This window comes from Paenibacillus riograndensis SBR5 (assembly GCF_000981585.1).
GTDB lineage: Bacteria > Bacillota > Bacilli > Paenibacillales > Paenibacillaceae > Paenibacillus_AQ > Paenibacillus_AQ riograndensis.
Genome location: NZ_LN831776.1, coordinates 7,525,142 through 7,544,922, shown reverse-complemented (window position 1 = coordinate 7,544,922; position 19,781 = coordinate 7,525,142). Strand labels below are relative to the sequence as shown.

The 19,781-nt window shown below is 53.8% G+C and carries 16 protein-coding genes; 12 read left to right on the top strand and 4 right to left on the bottom strand.

Features of this window, described 5'->3' with window-relative positions; translation table 11 throughout:
• The first annotated feature begins 193 nt into the window (after positions 1–193).
• The 4 genes from PRIO_RS31840 to PRIO_RS31825 are packed head-to-tail and all read left to right on the top strand — an operon-like array spanning position 194 to position 4,008.
• A complete protein-coding gene (locus tag PRIO_RS31840; protein ID WP_020429985.1) occupies positions 194–1,318 on the top strand; it encodes an ABC transporter ATP-binding protein in 1,125 nt (374 codons plus the stop codon).
• Positions 1,308–2,114, top strand: coding sequence for an ABC transporter permease (locus PRIO_RS31835; protein WP_020429983.1), 807 nt, complete (start codon positions 1,308–1,310; stop codon positions 2,112–2,114). The genes PRIO_RS31840 and PRIO_RS31835 overlap by 11 nt, the downstream gene beginning before the upstream one ends.
• Positions 2,111–2,938, top strand: coding sequence for an ABC transporter permease (locus tag PRIO_RS31830; RefSeq protein WP_020429981.1), 828 nt, complete (start codon positions 2,111–2,113; stop codon positions 2,936–2,938). Before PRIO_RS31835 ends, PRIO_RS31830 begins: the two co-directional genes overlap by 4 nt.
• Entirely contained in the window at positions 2,935–4,008 is a 1,074-nt protein-coding gene (locus PRIO_RS31825) for an ABC transporter substrate-binding protein (RefSeq protein ID WP_020429979.1), read from the top strand. Before PRIO_RS31830 ends, PRIO_RS31825 begins: the two co-directional genes overlap by 4 nt.
• Positions 4,009–5,109: 1,101 nt before the next feature.
• Here the strand turns inward: PRIO_RS31825 and PRIO_RS31820 are convergent.
• The 4 genes from PRIO_RS31820 to PRIO_RS31805 all read right to left on the bottom strand — a co-directional run bounded on the left by PRIO_RS31820 (position 5,110) and on the right by PRIO_RS31805 (position 8,709).
• On the bottom strand, positions 5,110–5,781 hold the full coding sequence (locus tag PRIO_RS31820) for a MarR family transcriptional regulator (RefSeq protein WP_020429977.1): 672 nt from the start codon (positions 5,779–5,781) through the stop codon (positions 5,110–5,112).
• Positions 5,782–6,007: 226 nt separating this feature from the next.
• Entirely contained in the window at positions 6,008–6,832 is an 825-nt protein-coding gene (locus tag PRIO_RS31815) for a class I SAM-dependent methyltransferase (protein WP_020429975.1), read from the bottom strand.
• Between the two features lie 323 nt (positions 6,833–7,155).
• Positions 7,156–7,995, bottom strand: a complete 840-nt coding sequence (locus PRIO_RS31810; protein ID WP_039789655.1) for a 1,4-dihydroxy-6-naphtoate synthase — start codon at positions 7,993–7,995, stop codon at positions 7,156–7,158.
• A gap of 12 nt (positions 7,996–8,007) precedes the next feature.
• A complete protein-coding gene (locus PRIO_RS31805; RefSeq protein ID WP_082118158.1) occupies positions 8,008–8,709 on the bottom strand; it encodes a futalosine hydrolase in 702 nt (233 codons plus the stop codon).
• Positions 8,710–9,236: 527 nt separating this feature from the next.
• Here PRIO_RS31805 and PRIO_RS31800 point away from each other — a divergent pair.
• From PRIO_RS31800 to mprF, 8 genes are all read left to right on the top strand, one after another.
• Positions 9,237–9,707, top strand: a complete 471-nt coding sequence (locus PRIO_RS31800) for a MarR family winged helix-turn-helix transcriptional regulator (RefSeq protein WP_020433161.1) — start codon at positions 9,237–9,239, stop codon at positions 9,705–9,707.
• Positions 9,708–9,889: 182 nt separating this feature from the next.
• The gene (locus PRIO_RS31795; RefSeq protein WP_020433163.1) at positions 9,890–10,291 is read left to right on the top strand and encodes a DoxX family protein; all 402 of its coding nucleotides are present in this window, start codon (positions 9,890–9,892) and stop codon (positions 10,289–10,291) included.
• A 142-nt stretch (positions 10,292–10,433) separates the two neighbouring features.
• A complete protein-coding gene (locus PRIO_RS31790) occupies positions 10,434–11,384 on the top strand; it encodes a ring-cleaving dioxygenase (RefSeq protein ID WP_020433164.1) in 951 nt (316 codons plus the stop codon).
• On the top strand, positions 11,381–12,001 hold the full coding sequence (locus PRIO_RS31785) for an alpha/beta hydrolase (protein ID WP_020433165.1): 621 nt from the start codon (positions 11,381–11,383) through the stop codon (positions 11,999–12,001). The genes PRIO_RS31790 and PRIO_RS31785 overlap by 4 nt, the downstream gene beginning before the upstream one ends.
• 213 nt (positions 12,002–12,214) lie before the next feature.
• On the top strand, positions 12,215–13,444 hold the full coding sequence (locus tag PRIO_RS31780; RefSeq protein WP_020433166.1) for a multidrug effflux MFS transporter: 1,230 nt from the start codon (positions 12,215–12,217) through the stop codon (positions 13,442–13,444).
• A 260-nt stretch (positions 13,445–13,704) separates the two neighbouring features.
• Positions 13,705–14,784: an IS200/IS605 family element RNA-guided endonuclease TnpB gene (gene tnpB / locus PRIO_RS31775; RefSeq protein ID WP_046502053.1), complete on the top strand. Its 1,080-nt coding sequence runs from the start codon at positions 13,705–13,707 to the stop codon at positions 14,782–14,784.
• A 139-nt stretch (positions 14,785–14,923) separates the two neighbouring features.
• The gene (locus tag PRIO_RS31770; RefSeq protein ID WP_020427236.1) at positions 14,924–15,298 is read left to right on the top strand and encodes a FlxA-like family protein; all 375 of its coding nucleotides are present in this window, start codon (positions 14,924–14,926) and stop codon (positions 15,296–15,298) included.
• 1,754 nt (positions 15,299–17,052) lie between these two features.
• A complete protein-coding gene (gene mprF, locus PRIO_RS31765; protein WP_039786450.1) occupies positions 17,053–19,713 on the top strand; it encodes a bifunctional lysylphosphatidylglycerol flippase/synthetase MprF in 2,661 nt (886 codons plus the stop codon).
• The last annotated feature ends 68 nt before the right edge of the window (positions 19,714–19,781 follow it).

The following is a 19,781-nucleotide window of genomic DNA, read 5'->3' as shown; positions in this document are numbered from 1 at the left end:
ACTTGTTAAGTTTCCGGACTGCTTTTAACAGTGTATGCTATCGCATATATAGGACTAATCCGTTATGCTATATATTATGGAAGGTTGTCGAAGAATGGGAGGAATTGTCGCTTGTACACGCTGAGCCGGCCCGCTTCGATTGTCCCCCGCAAGAAGCGGGTAAAATAGATTGTATTACATAAGGTAAGGGAGGTTGTCAGCTATAGCTACCCCGGAAGGCACTATTATTTCCTTTGACCAGGTGATCAAACAATACGACGACGAAGAGCCTGTATTAAAAGGCGTCAGCTTCGAGATCGAACGCGGTAAATTCTATACCTTGCTGGGCCCTTCGGGCTGCGGCAAGACGACTATTCTGCGGCTGATTGCCGGTTTCGCCGAGCCGACTAAAGGCTCTATTTATCTCAACGGCCAAATCATCAACCACATTCCCGCCAACGAGCGGCAGGTCAATACGGTATTTCAGGACTATGCGCTGTTTCCGCACCTGAACGTATTTGAGAATGTGGCTTTCGGACTGCGCATCAAGAAGCTTAAGAAGGATGTGATCACGCACAAGGTGCAGGAAGCGCTGCGCTTCGTGAACCTGGTAGGCTACGAGCAGCGTGCTATCAATGAAATGTCCGGCGGACAAAGACAGCGTGTGGCGATTGCCCGCGCCATCGTGAATGAGCCGCAGGTGCTGCTGCTGGATGAGCCGCTGTCGGCGCTGGACTTGAAGCTGCGTACAGAGATGCAGTATATTCTGCGGGAAATGCAGCAGCGTCTGGGCATTACCTTTATTTTTGTGACCCATGACCAGGAAGAAGCGCTGGCGATGTCGGACTGGATCTTTGTCATGAACGGCGGACGGATCGAGCAGAGCGGGACGCCCAATGATATTTATGATGAGCCGATCAACCGCTTCGTGGCCGATTTCATCGGGGAGTCGAATATTGTGCCGGGCGTCATGATCGAAGACTACCTGGTGGAGTTCAACGGCCACCGGTTCGAATGTGTCGATGCAGGACTAAGACGCAATGAAGCGGTGGAGATCGTTATCCGTCCCGAGGACCTGGAGATTGCGGCGCTTGAACAGGGCAAGCTGCGCGTGCGCGTGGATTCCCAGCTGTTCCGGGGCGTGCACTACGAGATCAGCTGCTACGACGAATCCGGCCATGAGTGGCTGGTTCATTCCACGCGCAAAGCGGAGGTCGGCAGCGAAATCGGCCTTTATTTTGATCCGGAAGCGATTCATGTTATGCGGTTCGGTGAAACGGAGGAAGAATTCGACAAACGTCTGGAAGCTTACGGCGAGGTGGAGAGCCATGAAGAATAAGGGCAAAGCGTATTTTCTCATCCCTTACTACTTGTGGATTGCGTTGTTTGTCATAGCTCCGGTGCTGCTGGTGGTCTATTATTCCCTGTTTGATCTGGACGGACATCTCACTCTGGACAATTATGTGAATTTCTTTACGCCGGTATATATGAAAATGATGCTTAACTCCTTCTGGTATGCGTTCCTGATCACGCTGTTTTCGCTTCTGGTAGCCTATCCCGCAGCCTATCTGCTGACCCGGACGAAGCATAAGCAGCTGTGGCTGCTGCTGATCATTCTGCCGACATGGATCAATCTGCTGCTGAAGACATATGCATTCATCGGTATTTTCGGAACTTTTGGGCCAGTCAATCATTTTTTCGGCCTGCTTGGCCTCGGGGAACAACAGATTCTGTTTACAGGCTTCAGTTTTGTGTTTGTGTCGGTGTATATTTTTATCCCGTTTATGATTCTGCCGATCTTCAGCGCCCTGGAGGAACTGAATTTGTCGCTGGTGGATGCCGCGCGCGATCTGGGCGCTTCCGGGTGGACGACGTTCCGGCGGGTGATCTTTCCGCTGACAATCTCCGGGGTGCGCTCCGGCTGCATGGCGGTGTTCATCCCGGCCTTGTCGCTGTTCATGATTACGCGCCTCATCGCAGGCAACCGGGTTATTACACTGGGCACTGCGATTGAGCAGCATTTTCTGGTTACGCAGGACTGGGGAATGGGCTCTACGGTGGCCGTCTTCCTGATCGTCATTATGGCGCTGTTCATGCTGATGACGGGCAGCTCGCGGAGAGGGGTGCGCCAGTGAGGAACAAAAACGGATTTGCCAACCTGTATCTGGTGCTGGTCTTCGCCGTGCTGTATGCGCCGATTCTGTATCTGATGTACTACTCGTTCAACAGCGGGGGCACGATGCACAAGTTCGAAAGCTTCACGCTGGATTATTACCGCGAGGTGCTTGGGGATACAAGACTGATGATTATTGTCATCAATACGCTGGTGATTGCGTTGCTGTCTTCAGCGATTGCCACGCTGATTGCAATCATCGGCGCGCTGGCGATTCAGCGTGTCCGCAGCCGCCGGGCCAAAAACACGCTGCTCTCGCTGAACAACGTGCTGATCGTCAGCCCGGATGTGATCATCGGGGCCTCGTTCCTCATCCTGTTCACGATTGTTGGCATTAAGCTGGGCTTCACCTCTGTACTGCTCTCGCATGTGGCGTTCAGCGTGCCGATTGCCGTGCTGATGATCCTGCCGCATCTGCAGGAGATGAGCCCAACGCTGACCGATGCGGCCCGCGATCTGGGAGCCAGCCGCCGTGATGTGCTGACAAAGGTTGTTTTGCCGATTATTAAACCGGGGATTTTCAGCGGTTTTTTCATGGCTCTGACCTATTCGCTGGATGACTTTGCGGTAACCTTCTTCGTTACGGGCAACGGATATTCCACGCTGTCGGTAGAAATCTACTCCCGGGCACGGCAAGGCGTGTCGTTGTCGATCAACGCGCTGTCGACGCTGATCTTCCTCTTCACCATCCTGCTGGTCATCGGATATTACTTCCTGAACCGGCGCAAGAACCGTCCGGCGGGTCCGCTTTCCGAGCCTGCCGCCGAAATGGGGGTGCCTAGATGAAGCAGCTGGTTAATGCATTTCTGGCGATTCTTATTGTGGCCTTCGGGCTGATGTTCCTCGCGTCCCGGCTGAACTCAGCCGAGGGATACTCCGGGGGGAATACGCTGACGATCTATAACTGGGGCGATTATATTGAGCCTGAACTGCTGAAGCAGTTCGAGAAAGAGACGGGAATTACGGTCATCTACCAGACCTTTGATTCCAATGAGGCCATGCTGACGAAGGTCGAACAGGGCGGAACGACCTTTGATGTTGTGGTCCCGTCCGACTACGCCATTGCCAAGATGCGGGAGGAGAATCTGCTGCTGCCGCTGGATAAAAGCAAAATCCCGAATCTGGCCAATATTGATTCACGGTTTATGGATCTGTCGTTCGACCCGGGGAACGTCTACTCTGTGCCTTATTTCTGGGGGACAGTCGGCATTATTTTCAACCCGGACATGACCAAGGGCATGGATTTCAGCAGCTGGGATTCCCTATGGGACAACAGGCTGAAGAATAATATTTTTCTGGTGGATGGAGCCCGTGAGGTCATGGGCATGGCGCTGAACAGCTTGCATTATTCTGTCAATGACCAGAATGAGGAGCATCTGCAGGAAGCGCTGGCCAAGCTGAACAGGCTCTCACCCAATGTGAAGGCGATTGTCGGCGACGAGATCAAGATGCTGCTGGCGAATGAGGAAGCGGCAGTCGGGATTGTATGGTCCGGCGATGCCTCGGAGATCATGGACGAGAACGACAAGCTGGACTATGTGGTGCCGAAGGAAGGCTCGAACAAATGGTTCGACAACATGGTTGTTCCGCGCACGGCGGTGAATGTGGAAGGAGCGCACAAGTTCATCGACTTCATGCTCCGGCCAGATGTTGCAGCCAAAAATGCGGAGTACGTCGGCTATTCCACCCCTAATGTTCCGGCGCTGAAGCTGCTTCCCGAAGAGATATCCGGCGACACCCGCTTCTACCCGCCCGCCGAAATTACCGACCGGCTGGAGGTCTACGACAATCTCGGCAAGCGGATGCTCGCCCACTATAACGAGCTGTTCCTGAGATTTAAAATGAATAAGAAATGAGTGCTGGAGCGCCGGGAGGAATAAACCAACCCCCCAATGCCGCTGTTGTTTGCGGAGCGCCGGACGGGATCTTGACCCGGCGTGCCTCAGACACACTCTGAAGAAAGCGCCTGATGCGGAATTCCGCATCAGGCTTTTCGCTGTTGGAGCCGGAAGTGGAATCGTGCCGCATGAGGCGCGGAGGCGAATGAGGCACGGAGGCGAATGAGGAAAAAGCTGGTGGTGTGAGCTTTGTGCATACGTGACCCGGTAACCCGGTAACCCGGTAGCCTGTAGCCCGGTAACCCGGTAACCCCGTAGCCCCGTAACCCCGGTAACCCGGTAGCCCGGTAGCTCGGTAGCCCGGTAGCCCGGTAGCCCGGTAGCCCGGTGACCCCGTAACCCCGTAACCCCGTAACCCCGTAACCCCGTAACCCCGTAGCCCGGTAACCCGGTAGCCCGGTAACCCCGTAGCCCCGTAACCCCGGTAACCCCGGTAACCCCGCCCCATTGCAGGCATATGGGTTTGAATTTAGAACACACTTGCTTTGTTTACTCCGATTTAGTGGGAATTTCTCCACTTAAATTCTTTGAGCTATCACTGTAGAAGGCGCTAGTTGGAAAAAGTACACTTAAAACAAGCCTAAACACAGAAAATGAGTGAATTCGAGAGAAATAAGTATACTTTTTCCACCTAAATGTCCTGAAACAAGCGAAAATGAACAAATTAGGTTCCCTTTTTCCACCTAATTCTGATTTGAATGTTAGCCAAAGAACGAACGCGACCCGCAAGTAACTATTGGGTTGAACGATCCGGCGAACGCGACCCGCAAGCAACTACTGGCTCAATTATCGCGACGATCGCGGGTGTAAACCGAAAATTGGTGAAGTAACTAACAAGACAACGTGGATAGTAACAGACAACTGCTGAATAATAGAGCAACATAGCGAATGTGACCGGAATTGGCAACTGTTGAGTTCGAATAACCGGATTAACGGGAAGCTGCCTGGCAAATCGCCTGTAAGTTACTCGAAACATAGAATAATTGCGATCCGCAAACTCCAGCGCCATCCGCCGCCGATAGGTCCACTGTTAAACAAACTTGTTTTTAAAACTAACAATTAGAAGTACTCCAAAACCCCGCGCGCCAGCTCGTAGCGTACAATTCTTTGCTCTTTGGTGTCGGCGGATGGCAGCAGCCAGCCTTTTTCGGTCAGACTGCGAAGTATTCGAATCGCCGTTTTGTAGGTGATATTGAAATGCTCCTTCACATCCTGGGGGCGGATGGGACGAGCCAGTTGAACGGCCAGCCGGATAATCTCCTGCTCCATAAGCAGCACGCGTGACACAGGCGCATCAGACGGTTGAAACCTGCCCAGTACCATGCGCAGCAAGGTCATGCAGAGCTCGGGACGCTGCTCCACATCATCGTAGGCAAAAGAAATCACATGATATCCCATAGCGTACAGAAACGTTTCGCGGTTCAGCTCGTTGCAGTACTTTTGCCGGTCCATATCACGGACATGTGAGGCATAGCCCTTAATTTCGATGAGCAGCTTCACATACCCGGGCAGCCAGGCGAAATCAGCAAAATAGGACCTCCCCCGCCAGTCGGTCACCTCATATTCGGGATGAAGCCCGGTAAAATGTCCCCGGAGCGGCCACCAGACATTGCGGAGGAATAAGGTTTCAGCGTGCTGATGGCCTCTCTCCAGCCGTCCCCGCCGCTCTCCCGCCGGTCTGTCCGCCAAATGACCGTTTAAAAATTGCAAATGCGCTTCTTCAAATATCAATCGGTTCACTCTCCCCGGAAAAATAGAAAACGCCCCGGCTTCCCCTAGGAGGGCAACCGGGACGTTCTTCGTCTCGCTTCAATAAGTATAGGTCAAACATGAACTATGGTCAAACACGAAGTAAGTCAAACATGAAGTAATTCAAACGCAATGTAAGTCAAACACGAAATATAGTCAAACAGGAAGTCAAATACGGCAATATAACCAGGACTGCCGGCCGTAGAAATTATTTCACGCCGACCCGCATCCGGTAGCTGATCAGCACAGGCAAGGTCCGGCCTTGAAAAAACTGCTCCACATCTGCCGTGAACCCGGCAATATCCTGTGTCAGAACAGCTGGGTCAAGCTTAAGGACGGTTTGGATTCCGCCTTGACTAAGCATGAGCCCGACATAACGCTGGGCATCACAGTTTTCCGTATTATGAAAAACAATTTCCCGCGCATAGGTGAAAACGCCACTGGCCTTCATCCGGGACAAATGCCCTTCTTTGTCCCATTTGCGGGCCTGCTCGGCAGCGGGCTGAAGCTCTGCAAGCCAGGCGTCGGAAGCGGCGATCAGATGGTTGTAGCGGGCCTCAATATCCGGCTGCAGGACCAGCGGCCAGTCGCAATCGTAGGCGGCAAATATTCCGCCCGGGCGGAGACAACGGGAGACTTCCTGCAGCGTACTGTCCGGGTCCATCCAGTGGAACGATTGCGAGCAGGTGATGATATCCACGCTGTCCGGTGAGAAAGGAAGCTGGTTGGAAAAGCCCTGAATAAAGGACAGAGAGGGTGCCGAAGCCTCCAAAAGACTCAATTTTTCCAGCGCTTTGCCCAGCATATCAGGATTAGGCTCCACTCCGGTTACAGTATCCGCTGCATCCTTCCAGAGAAAGGTGGACAGCCCGGTTCCGCAGCCCACATCGGCCACCAGTGAAGGTCTGCGGCCCAGGTATTGGGTAAGCAGTTCAACGACAATCGGCGGAGCTTCTGGCCGGTAGCGGTCGTACTCATCCTGGAAGCCCAGGAAACGTTCGATATTTGGCTTGCTGTTGCCGGCAGGGATCACATCAAATCCTCCTCGTTGTTCTTAATTTATTCTTCTATCTTGTAAATACGATGTCCAAACCGGGAAAATTGTTATTGGGACTTCAGATAGGGTGAAGTCTTAAGACTGTTGCACCGGGGGTGGTTGCAGGCTTAAGGTTCTTCTTCAAAATATCATCGCCTGTCCGCGAATGCGCGGAAGGGTTGTCTTTCTACTGCCAGCGTAGTCTAAGGCGCAATATTAATCAAGGAGGGCGGGATGCTGGGCCCCAAGGGAAGAAAAAGCCGGCTCCCGGAGCGTTAGCATGTGAATCGGGAACCGGCGGAATGTCTTCTGTCTGCGTGCTACCGCAGCAGCACCGGATCAACTGCCGGAACCAGCCCTTCGGCGGCGGCGCGGTTCAGGAGGGCCGTAATGGCGGCATAGCCGTCATCGCCCAGGTTCATGGTGAACTCATTGACATACAGGTCAATATGCGATTTGGCAACCTCCGGTGACAGCTCCTGGGCATGGTCCAGCACATAATCTCTGGAATCCGTCTGGTGATCCCACGCATATTGCAGGGAGCTGCGAATCCAGCCGATGATGGCCTCATGGTCCAGATCGCGGCGGGCGATGATCGCACCGAGCGGGATGGGCAGCCCGGTGTCGCTCTCCCACCAGCTGCCGAGATCAGTCAGCAGGTCAAGGCCGTAGGACGGATAAGTGAAGCGGGCTTCATGAATGACAAGCCCTGCATCGATCTGTCCGTCACGCACCGCAGGCATAATCTCGTCGAAAGGCATGATGACAATCTCTGCCGGGCCGCCCGGCACCTGCTGTGCCGCCCATAGCCGGAACAGCAGATAGGCGGTCGAGCGCTCGCTCGGCACGGCGATTCTCCGGCCCGACAGCCCGCGCGGATGCTTGATGGCGCCTGCGCCCTTGCGGGTGAGCACCAATGGGCCGCAGCCCCGGCCAAGCGCACCGCCGCATGGCAGCAGCTTGTACTGTTCAAGCACCCAGGGAAGGGCGGCGTAGGAGATTTTGAGCACCTCCGGTCCGGCGCCGTCCGCAGCCAGGCCGTTGGTGATATCGATATCGGCAAACGTCACATTCAGCTTGGGCGCGCCCGGAACTAGACCGTGGGCCCAGGCATGGAACACGAAAGTATCATTAGGGCAAGGGGAAAAGGCGATATTCAGCTCTGTTGTCATTTACAGTACCTCCAATAGAATAGCCGCAGCCGCTGTGAGGGCGTCTAAGGCTTCATTGATCTTCCACGCGGCCCGGTCGCGCGGGCCGACCGGGTTCGAGATCGCGCGCAGCTCCAGCGCCGCGATCCGGAAGCGCTGGGCGGCCACGGCAACCCCGTGGCCTTCCATCGCCTCCGCCGCCGCCTCCGGGTGGCGGGCGGCCAGCACGGCGGCCGTTCCGGCGGTGCCGGTCGCCGTAGACACGGTAAGCACGGGTCCCGTGCTTACCGCAAGCCCGGCCGCTGCCAGCGCGGCCGCAAGGGCCTGCACCGTGCCGCGCTCCGCCGGCACGGTCACGCTGCCGAAGCCGAGCTCGGCAGCGCTGCGGAAGCCCTCCGGCGTCTCTGCGCCGAGGGCCGCGTCAGTCATCTCGCTGGCGACGACCAGCGAGCCTACGGGCGCACGGCCCGGGAAGCCGCCGCCGATCCCGGCGCTGATGACGCAGCCGTAGCTCCCGGCTGCCAGAGCGGCGGCGGTTCCCGCCGCAGCCGCGGCGGTGCCGGCGCCCGCCGCAATCACATCGAATCTGACGCTGCCGTTCAGGCCGCGCAGGACTGCGTCCCGCTCCGCTGCGACCGCCGTCACGATGAGGACGCGGGAGCATTCCGCGCCGCCGGAGGCTGTATCATCCGCAGCAGCGGCTTGTCTATCCAATACATCCATGAGGTAGCCTCCTTCTATATTAGGAACACTGTTATTTCCATCGGTTACTGCAAACTGCTGTACACATGGAAAAATGGAGATCTGTTGCAGAAGCTGCAGCAGAATGGGCGGTGCAGCCTTTAAAATAAGCAATCAACTGCATGTTGGGCAGCAGATTTAATGAAATGGAGCTCCAAAAGGGACTTTTGCAGGATTCAATTGTACAAAGTACAGCAGATCCGCTGTTCAGCCCTGTCTGTAGCGTATTCTGCTGCACCAAATGCAGCAGAGCTAGTCTCCAGACTACCCCGGTTACGCTTCGGTCACAATTTCCGTGCGGCGTGTGCGGCGTGCAGCCGGCTGCCAGAAAGAAATGAATGTGCTCCCTTTTCCAAGGAAAAGGATACGCCGTTTTCAGAGGCAGGTCAAACCGCTGTGATTATTTTAACTGCAAGTGTTGACAATAGATAGAGAATGGATTATAGTTATCTTAACTTAAAGATAATTAATTTAAAGATAAATAAAAAAACGATTGGAGGTGAACAAGGATGAGTGATATCAAGGAAGCCGCAAGCACAGCAGCCGGCACACAGGATGAGGAGCAGGCAGCATCGCTGAAATTATTCGTTGTCCTATCGAAGGCATATAAGAGCCTTATGGATCATGCGGTGAAGGATATGAAGAGCCACGGACTTGCTTCGGCGGAGTTTATGGTGCTGGAGGTTCTGTATCACAGAACCCGGATTCCGTTGCAGCAGATCGGTGAGAAGATCCTTGTTACCAGCGGCAGCATTACCTACAACATCGACAAGCTGGAGAAGAGGGGCTTGCTGAAGCGTGTTCCATGCAGTGAGGACCGCCGCGTGACTTACGCTGAGATAACGGATGCGGGGCGCGAGCTGTTCGATGATATTTTCCCCAAGCATGTTAGTTCCATCCACAGCTTGATGGGGGGCCTGAACCAGGAAGAAAAGAGTCAGGCAATCCAGCTGCTGAAGAAGCTTGGCAAAGGCGTGTAGAACAGACTGTTCCACTTGCATAATGCGCCAGTCAGACGCGTCTTGCCAGGTTTTAGAAGCGGAGCCGCATTCGGTTGCAGGAAACAAAAGTGGAGATTAGAAATAAGCGTAAGACCCAAAAATTTTTATCTAATATCTTAACGTTAAGATAATCAAATCCAAGAGAATGGGGAGTATGTAAAATGGTTAGTGTAGGTTTATTGTTGATAAGACTGGTGATCGGGATTGCGTTTATCGGGCATGGCTCACAGAAGCTGTTTGGCTGGTTTGGCGGCTACGGTCCAAAAGGGACCGGAGGCTGGATGGAGTCGATTGGCATTAAGCCCGGCGTGCTGATGGCGGTAATGGCAGGGCTGATGGAGCTTGTCGGAGGTTTGCTGTTCGCAGCCGGACTGCTGACGCCGGTGGCCGCCGTACTCATTGCCGCAGCAATGCTCGGCGCAATTGTTAAGGTTCATGCCCCTAACGGCTTCTGGTCTACAGCCAATGGGATTGAGTTTCCGCTGACGCTGCTGGCGGTTGCGGTAGGCGTGGCACTGGCCGGGCCGGGATCGATCTCGCTCGACGCACTGTTGTTCAACTGATCCGCTCATGCAGGACCGCCAGCCGCAGCCTCAGAGCTTCAAAATGACTTTTGCGGAAAAAAAGTTCTGTGCCCGCTTGGGGTTAAGCAGAACCTGGCATATAGGAATTGACCCATATAAAAAATTTCAGGAGGTAATTATAATGACTATGCAAACTCAAGGAATTCACCATATCACTGCTTTTGTTGGAGACGTACAGCGCAATGCTGATTTTTATGCCGGAATTCTCGGACTGCGCCTTGTGAAAAAAACGATCAATTTCGATGCCCCAGAGGTATACCACCTCTATTTCGGGAATGAACAGGGTTCCCCCGGTACGATCATTACCTTCTTTCCCTGGTCCCAGGGACGCAAAGGCCGCATCGGCGGCGGACAGGTGGGCGTAACCACTTATGCGGTGCCGGTGGGCTCTATGGACTTCTGGAAGCAGCGTCTGGCAGCCTATCAGATTCCGGTAACCGAGGTGAGCCGGATTGGCGAATCCTATCTCGCCTTTGCCGACTTCGACGGGCTGCGGATTGAACTGGTGGAACGTGAAGAAGGCGCGCTGAGCACCTGGTCCTTTGGCGGTGTGACCCCGGAACATGCGATCAAGGGCTTCGGCGGAGCCGTTCTGTACAGCACCAATCCGGAAAAAACAGCAGATACGCTGTCCCGTACGCTGGGCCTCGAACGTATTGCTGAAGGCGACGGCTATATCCGCTACAGATCGACCGGCGACCTGGGCAACATTATCGATCTGAAGGCAGCGCCGGTTCCGCATGGTGCCGGAGGTTCAGGGACGGTCCATCACATCGCATGGCGGGCCAAAGATGATGCTGAACAGCTGGAATGGGGCCGCCGCGTGCAGAGCCATGGCTATCAGCCGACTCCGGTGCAGGACCGCCAGTACTTCAACGCTATCTACTTCCGCGAAGAAGGCGGTATCCTTTTCGAGATCGCAACCGATCCTCCAGGTTTTGCCCGTGATGAAGCGCCGGATGCACTGGGCCAGAAGCTGATGCTTCCTGCCTGGTTCGAGCCGCACCGCGCAGTGATTGAAGAGAACCTTACCCCTTTTGAAATCCGTGAAATCGAGGTGAACCAGGGATGATTCATATCTTCCGCAAGGGCAGCGATGAGAGTCTGCCGACGTTAGTACTGTTCCATGGCACTGGGGGCAATGAGCATGATCTGCTGCCCCTGGCCGGGCTGCTGGCCCCAGGCGCCTCTGTATTGGGCATCCGGGGAAATGTGCTGGAGAATGGCATGCCCCGTTACTTCCGGCGTTTGGCCGAAGGCATCTTCGATGAAGAGGATCTTATCTTCCGCACCCATGAGCTTAAGCAGTTTCTGGATAAGGCAGCAGCGGAATACGGATTTGACTCCGGCAATCTGGTGGCTGTAGGCTACTCCAACGGTGCGAATATCGCCGGCAGTCTGCTCTTTCATTACGGCGGCATTTTCCGCTCGGCTGTGCTGCTGCATCCGATGGTCCCGCTGCGCGGGCTGAACCTGCCGTCCCTGAAGGATGTTGCCGTGTTCATCGGAGCAGGCACCAACGATCCGATCATCCGCAGAGAGGAAACCGAGGAAATGGAATCGCTGCTGCGGGAGGCCGGTGCAGAGGTAACGATGCTTTGGGGCAATCAGGGCCACCGCCTCAGCTCGGCTGAGGCTGAAGCCGCCCGGGATTGGCTGAAGCAGCAAAGCAATTTCCGTCAAGTCTGACACGCATAACTGCCTGCGGGGCCGCTGCCAAGTGACTGTTTCAGTTGCTTGAAAGCCCCTGCGGGCAGTTTTTTGCTATGGCAAGGGCAGGTAATCCGTTCCTGCCGATCTGGAAGGTTTCACGGCACAGGCGATTAAAAAGCATTGAATATTCCTTCTGCAATCAGGTAGTATGAAGGTTACATTGCTGCGGAAAGGTTGAAGTTATGAATCATGATCACAAAAATCGATAGTAAGGTGCTGGGAGCGGAAGGACCGTCGAGGAAGCAGCGGCTGCAGATTGCCGTTATTCTGGGAGCGATATCCGCGATCGGACCGTTGTCCATTGACATGTATTTGCCCGCGCTTCCGGCGCTGGGTGCGGATTTTGGAGCGGGCGCTGCGCTGGTGCAGCTTAGCTTGACCTTTTTTTTGCTGGGGCTGGCCTCAGGTCAACTGGTAGCAGGGCCCTTAAGCGACGTGTACGGCCGCCGCACACCACTGCTTATTGGCATGCTGGTGTACGCCGTTTCTTCCTTGCTGTGCGCGTTCACTCCTTCCATCGGGCTGCTGGTGATGCTGCGTTTTATCCAGGGGCTGGCCGGGTCCGTAGGGGTTGTAATCTCGCGCGCGGCGGTACGCGATCTGTATAGCGGCTCAGAATTAACCAAATTCTTTTCCTTGCTGATGATCGTCAACGGATTGGGGCCGATCCTGGCCCCGGTCATCGGGGGACAGCTGCTGCGGGTTACAACGTGGCAGGGGGTATTCATGGTGCTGTTTGCCGCCGGGCTGATCTTTTTTGTCACGATTCTGCTGCGGCTTCCGGAGACCCTGCCCAAGGAACGGCGCTTGAAAAGCGGAATTCGCGGCACGCTGCGCACCTTCGCTGTCCTGCTGGGTAATGGAAGATTTATGGGCTATGCACTCTCCCAGGGGTTTGTCTCCGCCGCCATGTTCGCTTATATTTCCGGCTCCTCCTTTGTTCTGCAAAATATTTTTGGGGTCTCCCCGCAAATGTACAGTGTGATCTTTGCCGTAAACGGGCTGGGCATTATCTTGTCCGGCCAGATCGCCGGCAGACTGGCCGGAAGGATCGGTGAGCAGAAGTTTCTGGTCAGCGGCCTGCTGCTGTGCACGCTGGGCGGTGTGCTGCTGCTGCTGACGGTTCTGGCCGGAGGCGGCCTGTTGCCCATCCTTCTCTGCCTGTTCGCCGTTGTTTCCAGTGTGGGCGTAGTTGGGACCACCAGCTTCTCGCTGGCCATGCAGGATCAAGGGGATTCTGCAGGCAGCGCCTCAGCGCTGCTCGGCCTGCTGCCCTTGCTGCTCGGCAGCTGTGTAGCTCCGCTTGTCGGGCTTGGCGGCAGTGAGACTGCTCTGCCCATGGCGATGGTCATCGCAGGTGCCGGTGTGTGCTCTATTCTGTCCTTTCTGCTGCTCTGCAGACAGGGTAGCGCCAAATAAGCCGTAAATATTTCGGCGAGTGCTGCGCTGCTGCATGTATGCTTGTGCCTGGGGCGCTTCGTACTGCTCATGGGCATGGCCCGAATGCTTTTTCAGCAAACTTTCAGCGCGTTTTAACCATCAGTTGTCAGAATTCCCCCATTTCTAAAATGGTGGGATGAATGGCAACGGTCTTTCTTATCCAAAGGAAATTATCTTCCATAAATACGAACATTTGTGCTATGATGGATTCGTAAATTCCTGGAAAGGAGTTGCGAGGCATGTTCGTACTTAAAGCGTATAAGTATCGGATCTACCCCACCCATGAGCAACAACAATATCTGGCAAAGGTGTTCGGATGTGTCCGTTTTATCTACAACAAAATGCTTGCGGATAAGATCGAACACTATAAACAAACGGAGAAAATGCTCCATAATACACCTGCCAGGTACAAAAAAGAATACCCGTGGCTGAAAGAAGTGGACAGCCTGGCATTAGCAAACGTTCAGCTCAACCTGGAGAAAGCCTATAGGCATTTTTTTCGGGATAAGAACGTGGGTTTCCCTACATTCAAAAGCAAGAAAACGAACAACAATAGCTTCACAACGAACAATCAAAACGGAACGATAGCCACCAAAGCTGGAACGATTAAAATCCCGAAACTAAAGACAAGAATCCGAATCAAGGTACATCGTCCATTCTGGGGGCGAATCAAATCCTGCACCCTATCCAAAACACCATCAGGAAAATATTTTGCCTCCGTACGGGTAGAAACAGATATCGCTCCTTTGCCAAAAACAGAAAAGAAGATTGGCGTAGATCTGGGACTAAGAAACTTTGCGATTACTTCGTGTGGCGAAGTGATCGCAAATCCGAAACATCTTCGTCAATCTGAACAACGATTAGCCAAACTGCAAAAGGACTTATCGAGAAAGAAGAAAGGAAGCCATAACCGAAATAAAGCACGTTTGAAGGTCGCCAAGCTTCATGAAAAAATAGCGAATCAGCGTAAAGACTTCTTGCACCAAACGTCAACCCAAATGATACGCGAAAACCAAGTGATCGTGATGGAAGACTTGCGTGTAAAGAACATGATGCAGAATCATAAATTAGCTAAAGCCATATCCGAAGTATCGTGGAGCATGTTTCGAGCGATGCTCGAATACAAGGCGAAGTGGTACGGGAGAACATTGATGATTGCCCCAAAACACTTTGCGAGCAGCCAACTATGTTCCTGCTGCGGCTATAAAAACGCAGAAGTGAAGAACCTTGCGGTACGTGAATGGACTTGTCCTGAATGTAGTGTACAACACGACAGAGATGTAAACGCAGCTAAAAACTTACTACAATTAGCCATATAAAATGGCAACGATTGGGCTAGGAACTAGCCTCTAAGCTTGGGTAAACTTGGAGCAGCAGCTCTATTGACCAAGAAGCACCCACCTCTTAGGTGGTGTGTAGTTCACCGTTCCTCCCAGGTAAACCTCCTATACTTGAGAGGTGAAAGGAGGGACAAGCCTGACTATTTCATCTGTATCATCGGCCTCTTCTGCTGCGTACACTTCCTCTGGCGCAACTGATACCGCTGCACTGGAGAAGCAAAAAGCCAAGCTGGAAGCCGACCTGGAGAAGGTTAAGTCCAGCAGGGATGATGAGAAGACCAAAGGAACGAAGACCAAACAGCTGGAGCAGCAGATCAAACAGATCGAGGCCCAAATTGCCCAGAAGTCGCAGAGCAGCAGTTCCTCTCCGGCAAGCGGTAATCCCGCTCCGCCGGACAAACCTGCAGGCGGCAATACGCTTGTGGCGGCAAGCGCACAGGAAGTCGCTACTGCTACTACAGACAGCGCGGGAAGGTTTGATATCCGGGTGTAAGCCAGCAACACAGTAAACAGCGAATCGTAAACAGTGAGTCATAGACAGCGAATCGTAAACAGTGAATCGTAAACAGCATTCTGGAAAAAGAGGACTCCTCTGCCGTGAGGGGGTCCTTTTTTTGTAAGAATTTATATGTTTTGAGGGAAGCGACTTACCCCTTATTTCATTGCAGAAGGATTGGGCTCCATCCGCGGACTGATGCGGACCGAGGAGCCCTTATTTTGCCAAAAATCTTACTTTTTCAGCAGTTACGCACTCAGGAGCCGTTATGTCGTTCGATCGAGCCTGGAATCAAGGGGAAAGGGACAAATAAAGTCATCTCAGTCCGTTAACCTGCGGAATAGACGAATCTTCTCTCAATAAGGGCTTTCCTGTCCGTAACGGCTGCAGATAGATCGCGAAGGAATAGGGCGACCTGTCTTCAGCATGCCCCCGTTGATTTAAGATGGTTGGGAATCCCTCCGGCTATAAGCCCTGTGTTGCTATTCACCCGCCAGATGTGATTTTGTTCAAATATAAGCATTTATATGCTTCACGCTATAAACTATCCTTCTATTTTTCGCTGAAACGGGGTACCGTCCTAATAAGGACGGTACCCGTTTCTACTTCCTATTTAGAAAATTATGATTACTTTCCATTGTGGATAAGATGTGTATAAAGTTGGGGATAAGCATCTTTAGTTCAATTCGGCTGAAGGACGAATGTGGACCGAAACAACAGCAGAAATGCCGTTGTTAAGGAGCCGAAGGGTAGTTTGCGCAGAAACAACGGCAGAAATGCCGTTGTTAAGGGCCGAAGGGTGGTTTGCGCAGAAACAACGACAGAAATGCCGTTGTTATGATAACTGAAGGGTAGTTTGTACGCTCTGTGAGAAATGGCGGATGATGCGACCGGATGATAAGTAAACAAGGAGACTCTGTGCAGGCTGAAATGAGAGGAAAAGTACCTTTGGGTTCTTCGCACCCGCACTAAATAGTGAATCGGGAGGTGGTATAACACGCTAAGTCCGCTAGTCTTAACCTATAGTGAGCAGCCTTATGACCCGTAGGGCGATTTTGTTATGCTTTTGTAGAAGTTTATGCGGGCTGCCGGAGCACCTGAAGCAACATTTGGGAGAGATCCTCCCGGACGATTCCCGGACGATAGAGATTGAACTTGAAATCTGATGTTTCCATTCTGAATCAGTCAGCTTTGGCATGACTGTACTTTATGCAATGGACAGCCATGCCGCCCATTGGCTGCACTTCAGACGATGAAATCCCGGAGAAGACTCTCAATTTGGCTTCGTCAAATTCGAGGCTTCCATAACCATGTCGTAAGAATCGGACCTTGTTATTTCAGGATAGAATGCTTGTTGTTCTGCGCCAAATTGAATTCTGCTGCATTTCGTGCAGCAGAATTCCGGTTTTGGAGTCAAAAACAGCTTCTCCGTGGAATTCTAGTGTACAGAGTGCAATTGATGAGTTTTTCGACCGATATATGAGAAGTCTACTGCAGAAAGTGCAGCAGAATGCTGGTTCTGGTCTAATTTGCAAGAGAGCCGCATCGCCAGGGGCACCTGGATGGGCGTACTTGCCTCCATGTTAAGATCTTTATTACGCATGATGCAGTGAAGAGGGCCTTGCGGGAGGTCTAACCTTTGAGCGCTGTAAAAAGAAGCCTTCCATCCCCGGAGTTGGTATAATGAAGAAATGGATAAGGGTGAACAGCCCAATTAAGCTCACCATCCGGCAGTAAAGGCAGGAGAAGTTATGCATTCTATGAAGCAAACCTTGGAACGATTCAAAATTGTAAGGCTGATTGTATCCATTTACCGGCTCAAAGCGGTCAGGGCACTTGTTCCGCTTGGGGTTATAGCTCTTGTGTATCTGGAGGGGCAGCATGAGCTGAAGCAGGTCCATTTGGGCCTGATTCTTCGTGAGCTGAGGCATGTCCCCGCAGGGGCCATCCTGGAAATGATGGGGGTGGCACTGCTTTCCGTGGCGGTCATGAGCGGCTACGATTATCTGATCCGGCGGCATTTCCGGCTGGACCTTGGGCGCTGGAGCACCTTCCGCTACTCGTGGATTGCCAACACGTTCAACAATCTGATCGGCTTTGCCGGTTTGGCGGGAGTAGGCTTGCGCACGCTTCTCTACAAAAAAAGCGGAGTGCCCGCCTCCGTTCTTACGCCCGCTATTGTATTTCTCTCACCGCTGATGATTACCGGGCTGTCTCTGCTCTCCTGGGGCAATATCCTTGGCCTGCTTCCGGCCGCCGCGCTTCTGCACGAGCACCGCTGGCTGGTGTTCGCGGTCTGGGGGATGGCATTGTATCTGCCGTTTTTTATTATCGTTCAGCGTTCAGCGCTATTCGCGAAATGGATCAACCGGGGACAAAACAGAACGCCCTGGCTTACCGTAGGGGCCTCCATCGGCGCTTCATTGCTGGAGTGGCTGTTTGCCGGGATTACCTTCTGGATCATCGGGGGCCATCTGCTCGGCCGCATTGATTTCGTTACCGTATTCAGTATCTATGTGATCGCCGCTATTGCGGGTATTCTCAGCATGGCGCCCGGCGGCATCGGCGCTTTCGATCTGATTGCTCTGCTGGGCCTTACACAGCTGGGATACCGGAGCGACCAGGCGATGGCCGTGCTGGTCATTTACAGATTATTTTATTATCTGATTCCTTGGCTGATCGGACTGGTGCTGGCTGCACTGGAAATCGGGCTTCAAGGCAAAAAAGGCGCTGACCGGAATAGCGCCGGTATCGAGCCTTCGCTTAATGTATGGCAGAAAATCTGGGGCTGGCCGGGCCAATATACCTTCCTGAGCGATCTCGGCGTATGGGCGCTCGGCAAGCTGGTGTTTGCCAGCGGGATTATTCTGCTGCTGTCGGCGGCGACGCCCGAGCTGCTGTACCGGCTGCGGATCACCGAGGATCTGCTTTCGCTGCCGGTGATGCGGATTTCGCATCATCTTTCCGTGCTGATCGGATTCATGCTGATTCTGCTGTCGCGCGGAATTTCGCTGCGGGTCCGCAGAGCTTTTATCTGGACAAGCGCGCTGCTGTTTGCCGGTGCAGTGTTTACCTTTACCAAGGGCTTTGATTATGAGGAAGCTGTGTTCCTGCTGGTAGTAGCGTTTATTCTCTGGATCTCCAGAGCGCGTTTTTACCGGATCAGCGTCCCTGTAAGCCGGCAGAATACGGCCTGGTGGCTGGCCCTGACCTCTTTTATAGCGCTGGTATACTACCTGCTGGGCAATTACGTGCATCATGGCTTCCTGAAGCATCTTCCCCACGGAGTAGAGCCGGAGTGGCTGCATCGTCACAGCAACGTTGCGGTTACTGCCGCTGGCGGGCTGGTATTCTCCTGGCTGCTGCTGACGATGATGATTACCCTCCGGCCGCACCGCAGCGGGGATGAGCTGTTCGCGGACAGGGATATGGAAAGATTGCGCCGCTTTCTCGGGGAGCATACCGGAAACTCCTTGACCCATATGCTCTTCCTGGGTGACAAAAGCTTCTACTGGGCCCAAGACGGCAAGGTGCTGTTTGCTTTTGCCAGAGTGCGGGACAAGCTGGTCGTGCTGGGCGATCCGCTGGGCCCCCGGAGTCTGGTCAACGACGGAATCAGTGAATTCCGGCAGGACGCCGATCTGTACGGGCTTGCGGTGGTATTCTATCAGGCCACCCCGGACTTTTTGCCGATATACCATGAACAGGGCTACCACTTCTTCAAGCTTGGCGAAGAGGCGCTGGTCCCGCTTGCTGACTTTACCCTCAGCGGCAAAAAAAATGCAGACCTGCGGAATGTGAAAAGCCGTTTTGAACGCGAGGGGTATGTGTTTGAGGTGGCGGAGGCGCCGCATCCGGAGACACTGCTCGACGAGCTGCGCCGGATCTCTGAGGAGTGGTTGAACGGCCGCAGCGAAAAGGGGTATTCCCTCGGCTGGTTCAAGCCGGCATATCTGCAGCTTGCCCAGATCGCGCTGCTGCGGAGCAAGGAGGGGGATGTGCTGGCTTTTGCCTCTATGGCCCCGGGATATGACAGGGGAGAGACGGCCTCGATCGACCTTATGCGCCACCGGAGGAATACACCGAACGGCACCATGGACTATCTGTTCATCCGCTTGCTGGAATGGGCCAAGGAGCAGGGCAGCCTCAGATTCAATCTGGGCAATGCCCCGCTGTCCAGCGTAGGCCATAATTCGGGAGCGCTGCGGGAAGAGAAGCTGGCCCATCTGGTCTTTGTGCGGGGCGGACACTGGTACGGATTCGCCGGCCTGCGCCGGTATAAGGAGAAGTTCAGCCCGCTGTGGGAACCCAGGTATCTGGCATATCCCGCAACGCTCACGCTGTCGATCCTGACGCTTGATCTGGTAAGACTCGTCTCCCGTCACCCGGAGGCGAAAGAGGATCAGGCATAAGCCAAGAAGGTGCGGGATAGATTCTATGTTCCGGGGCCGCAGCCTGCGGAATACATGCTGAGCTGTAG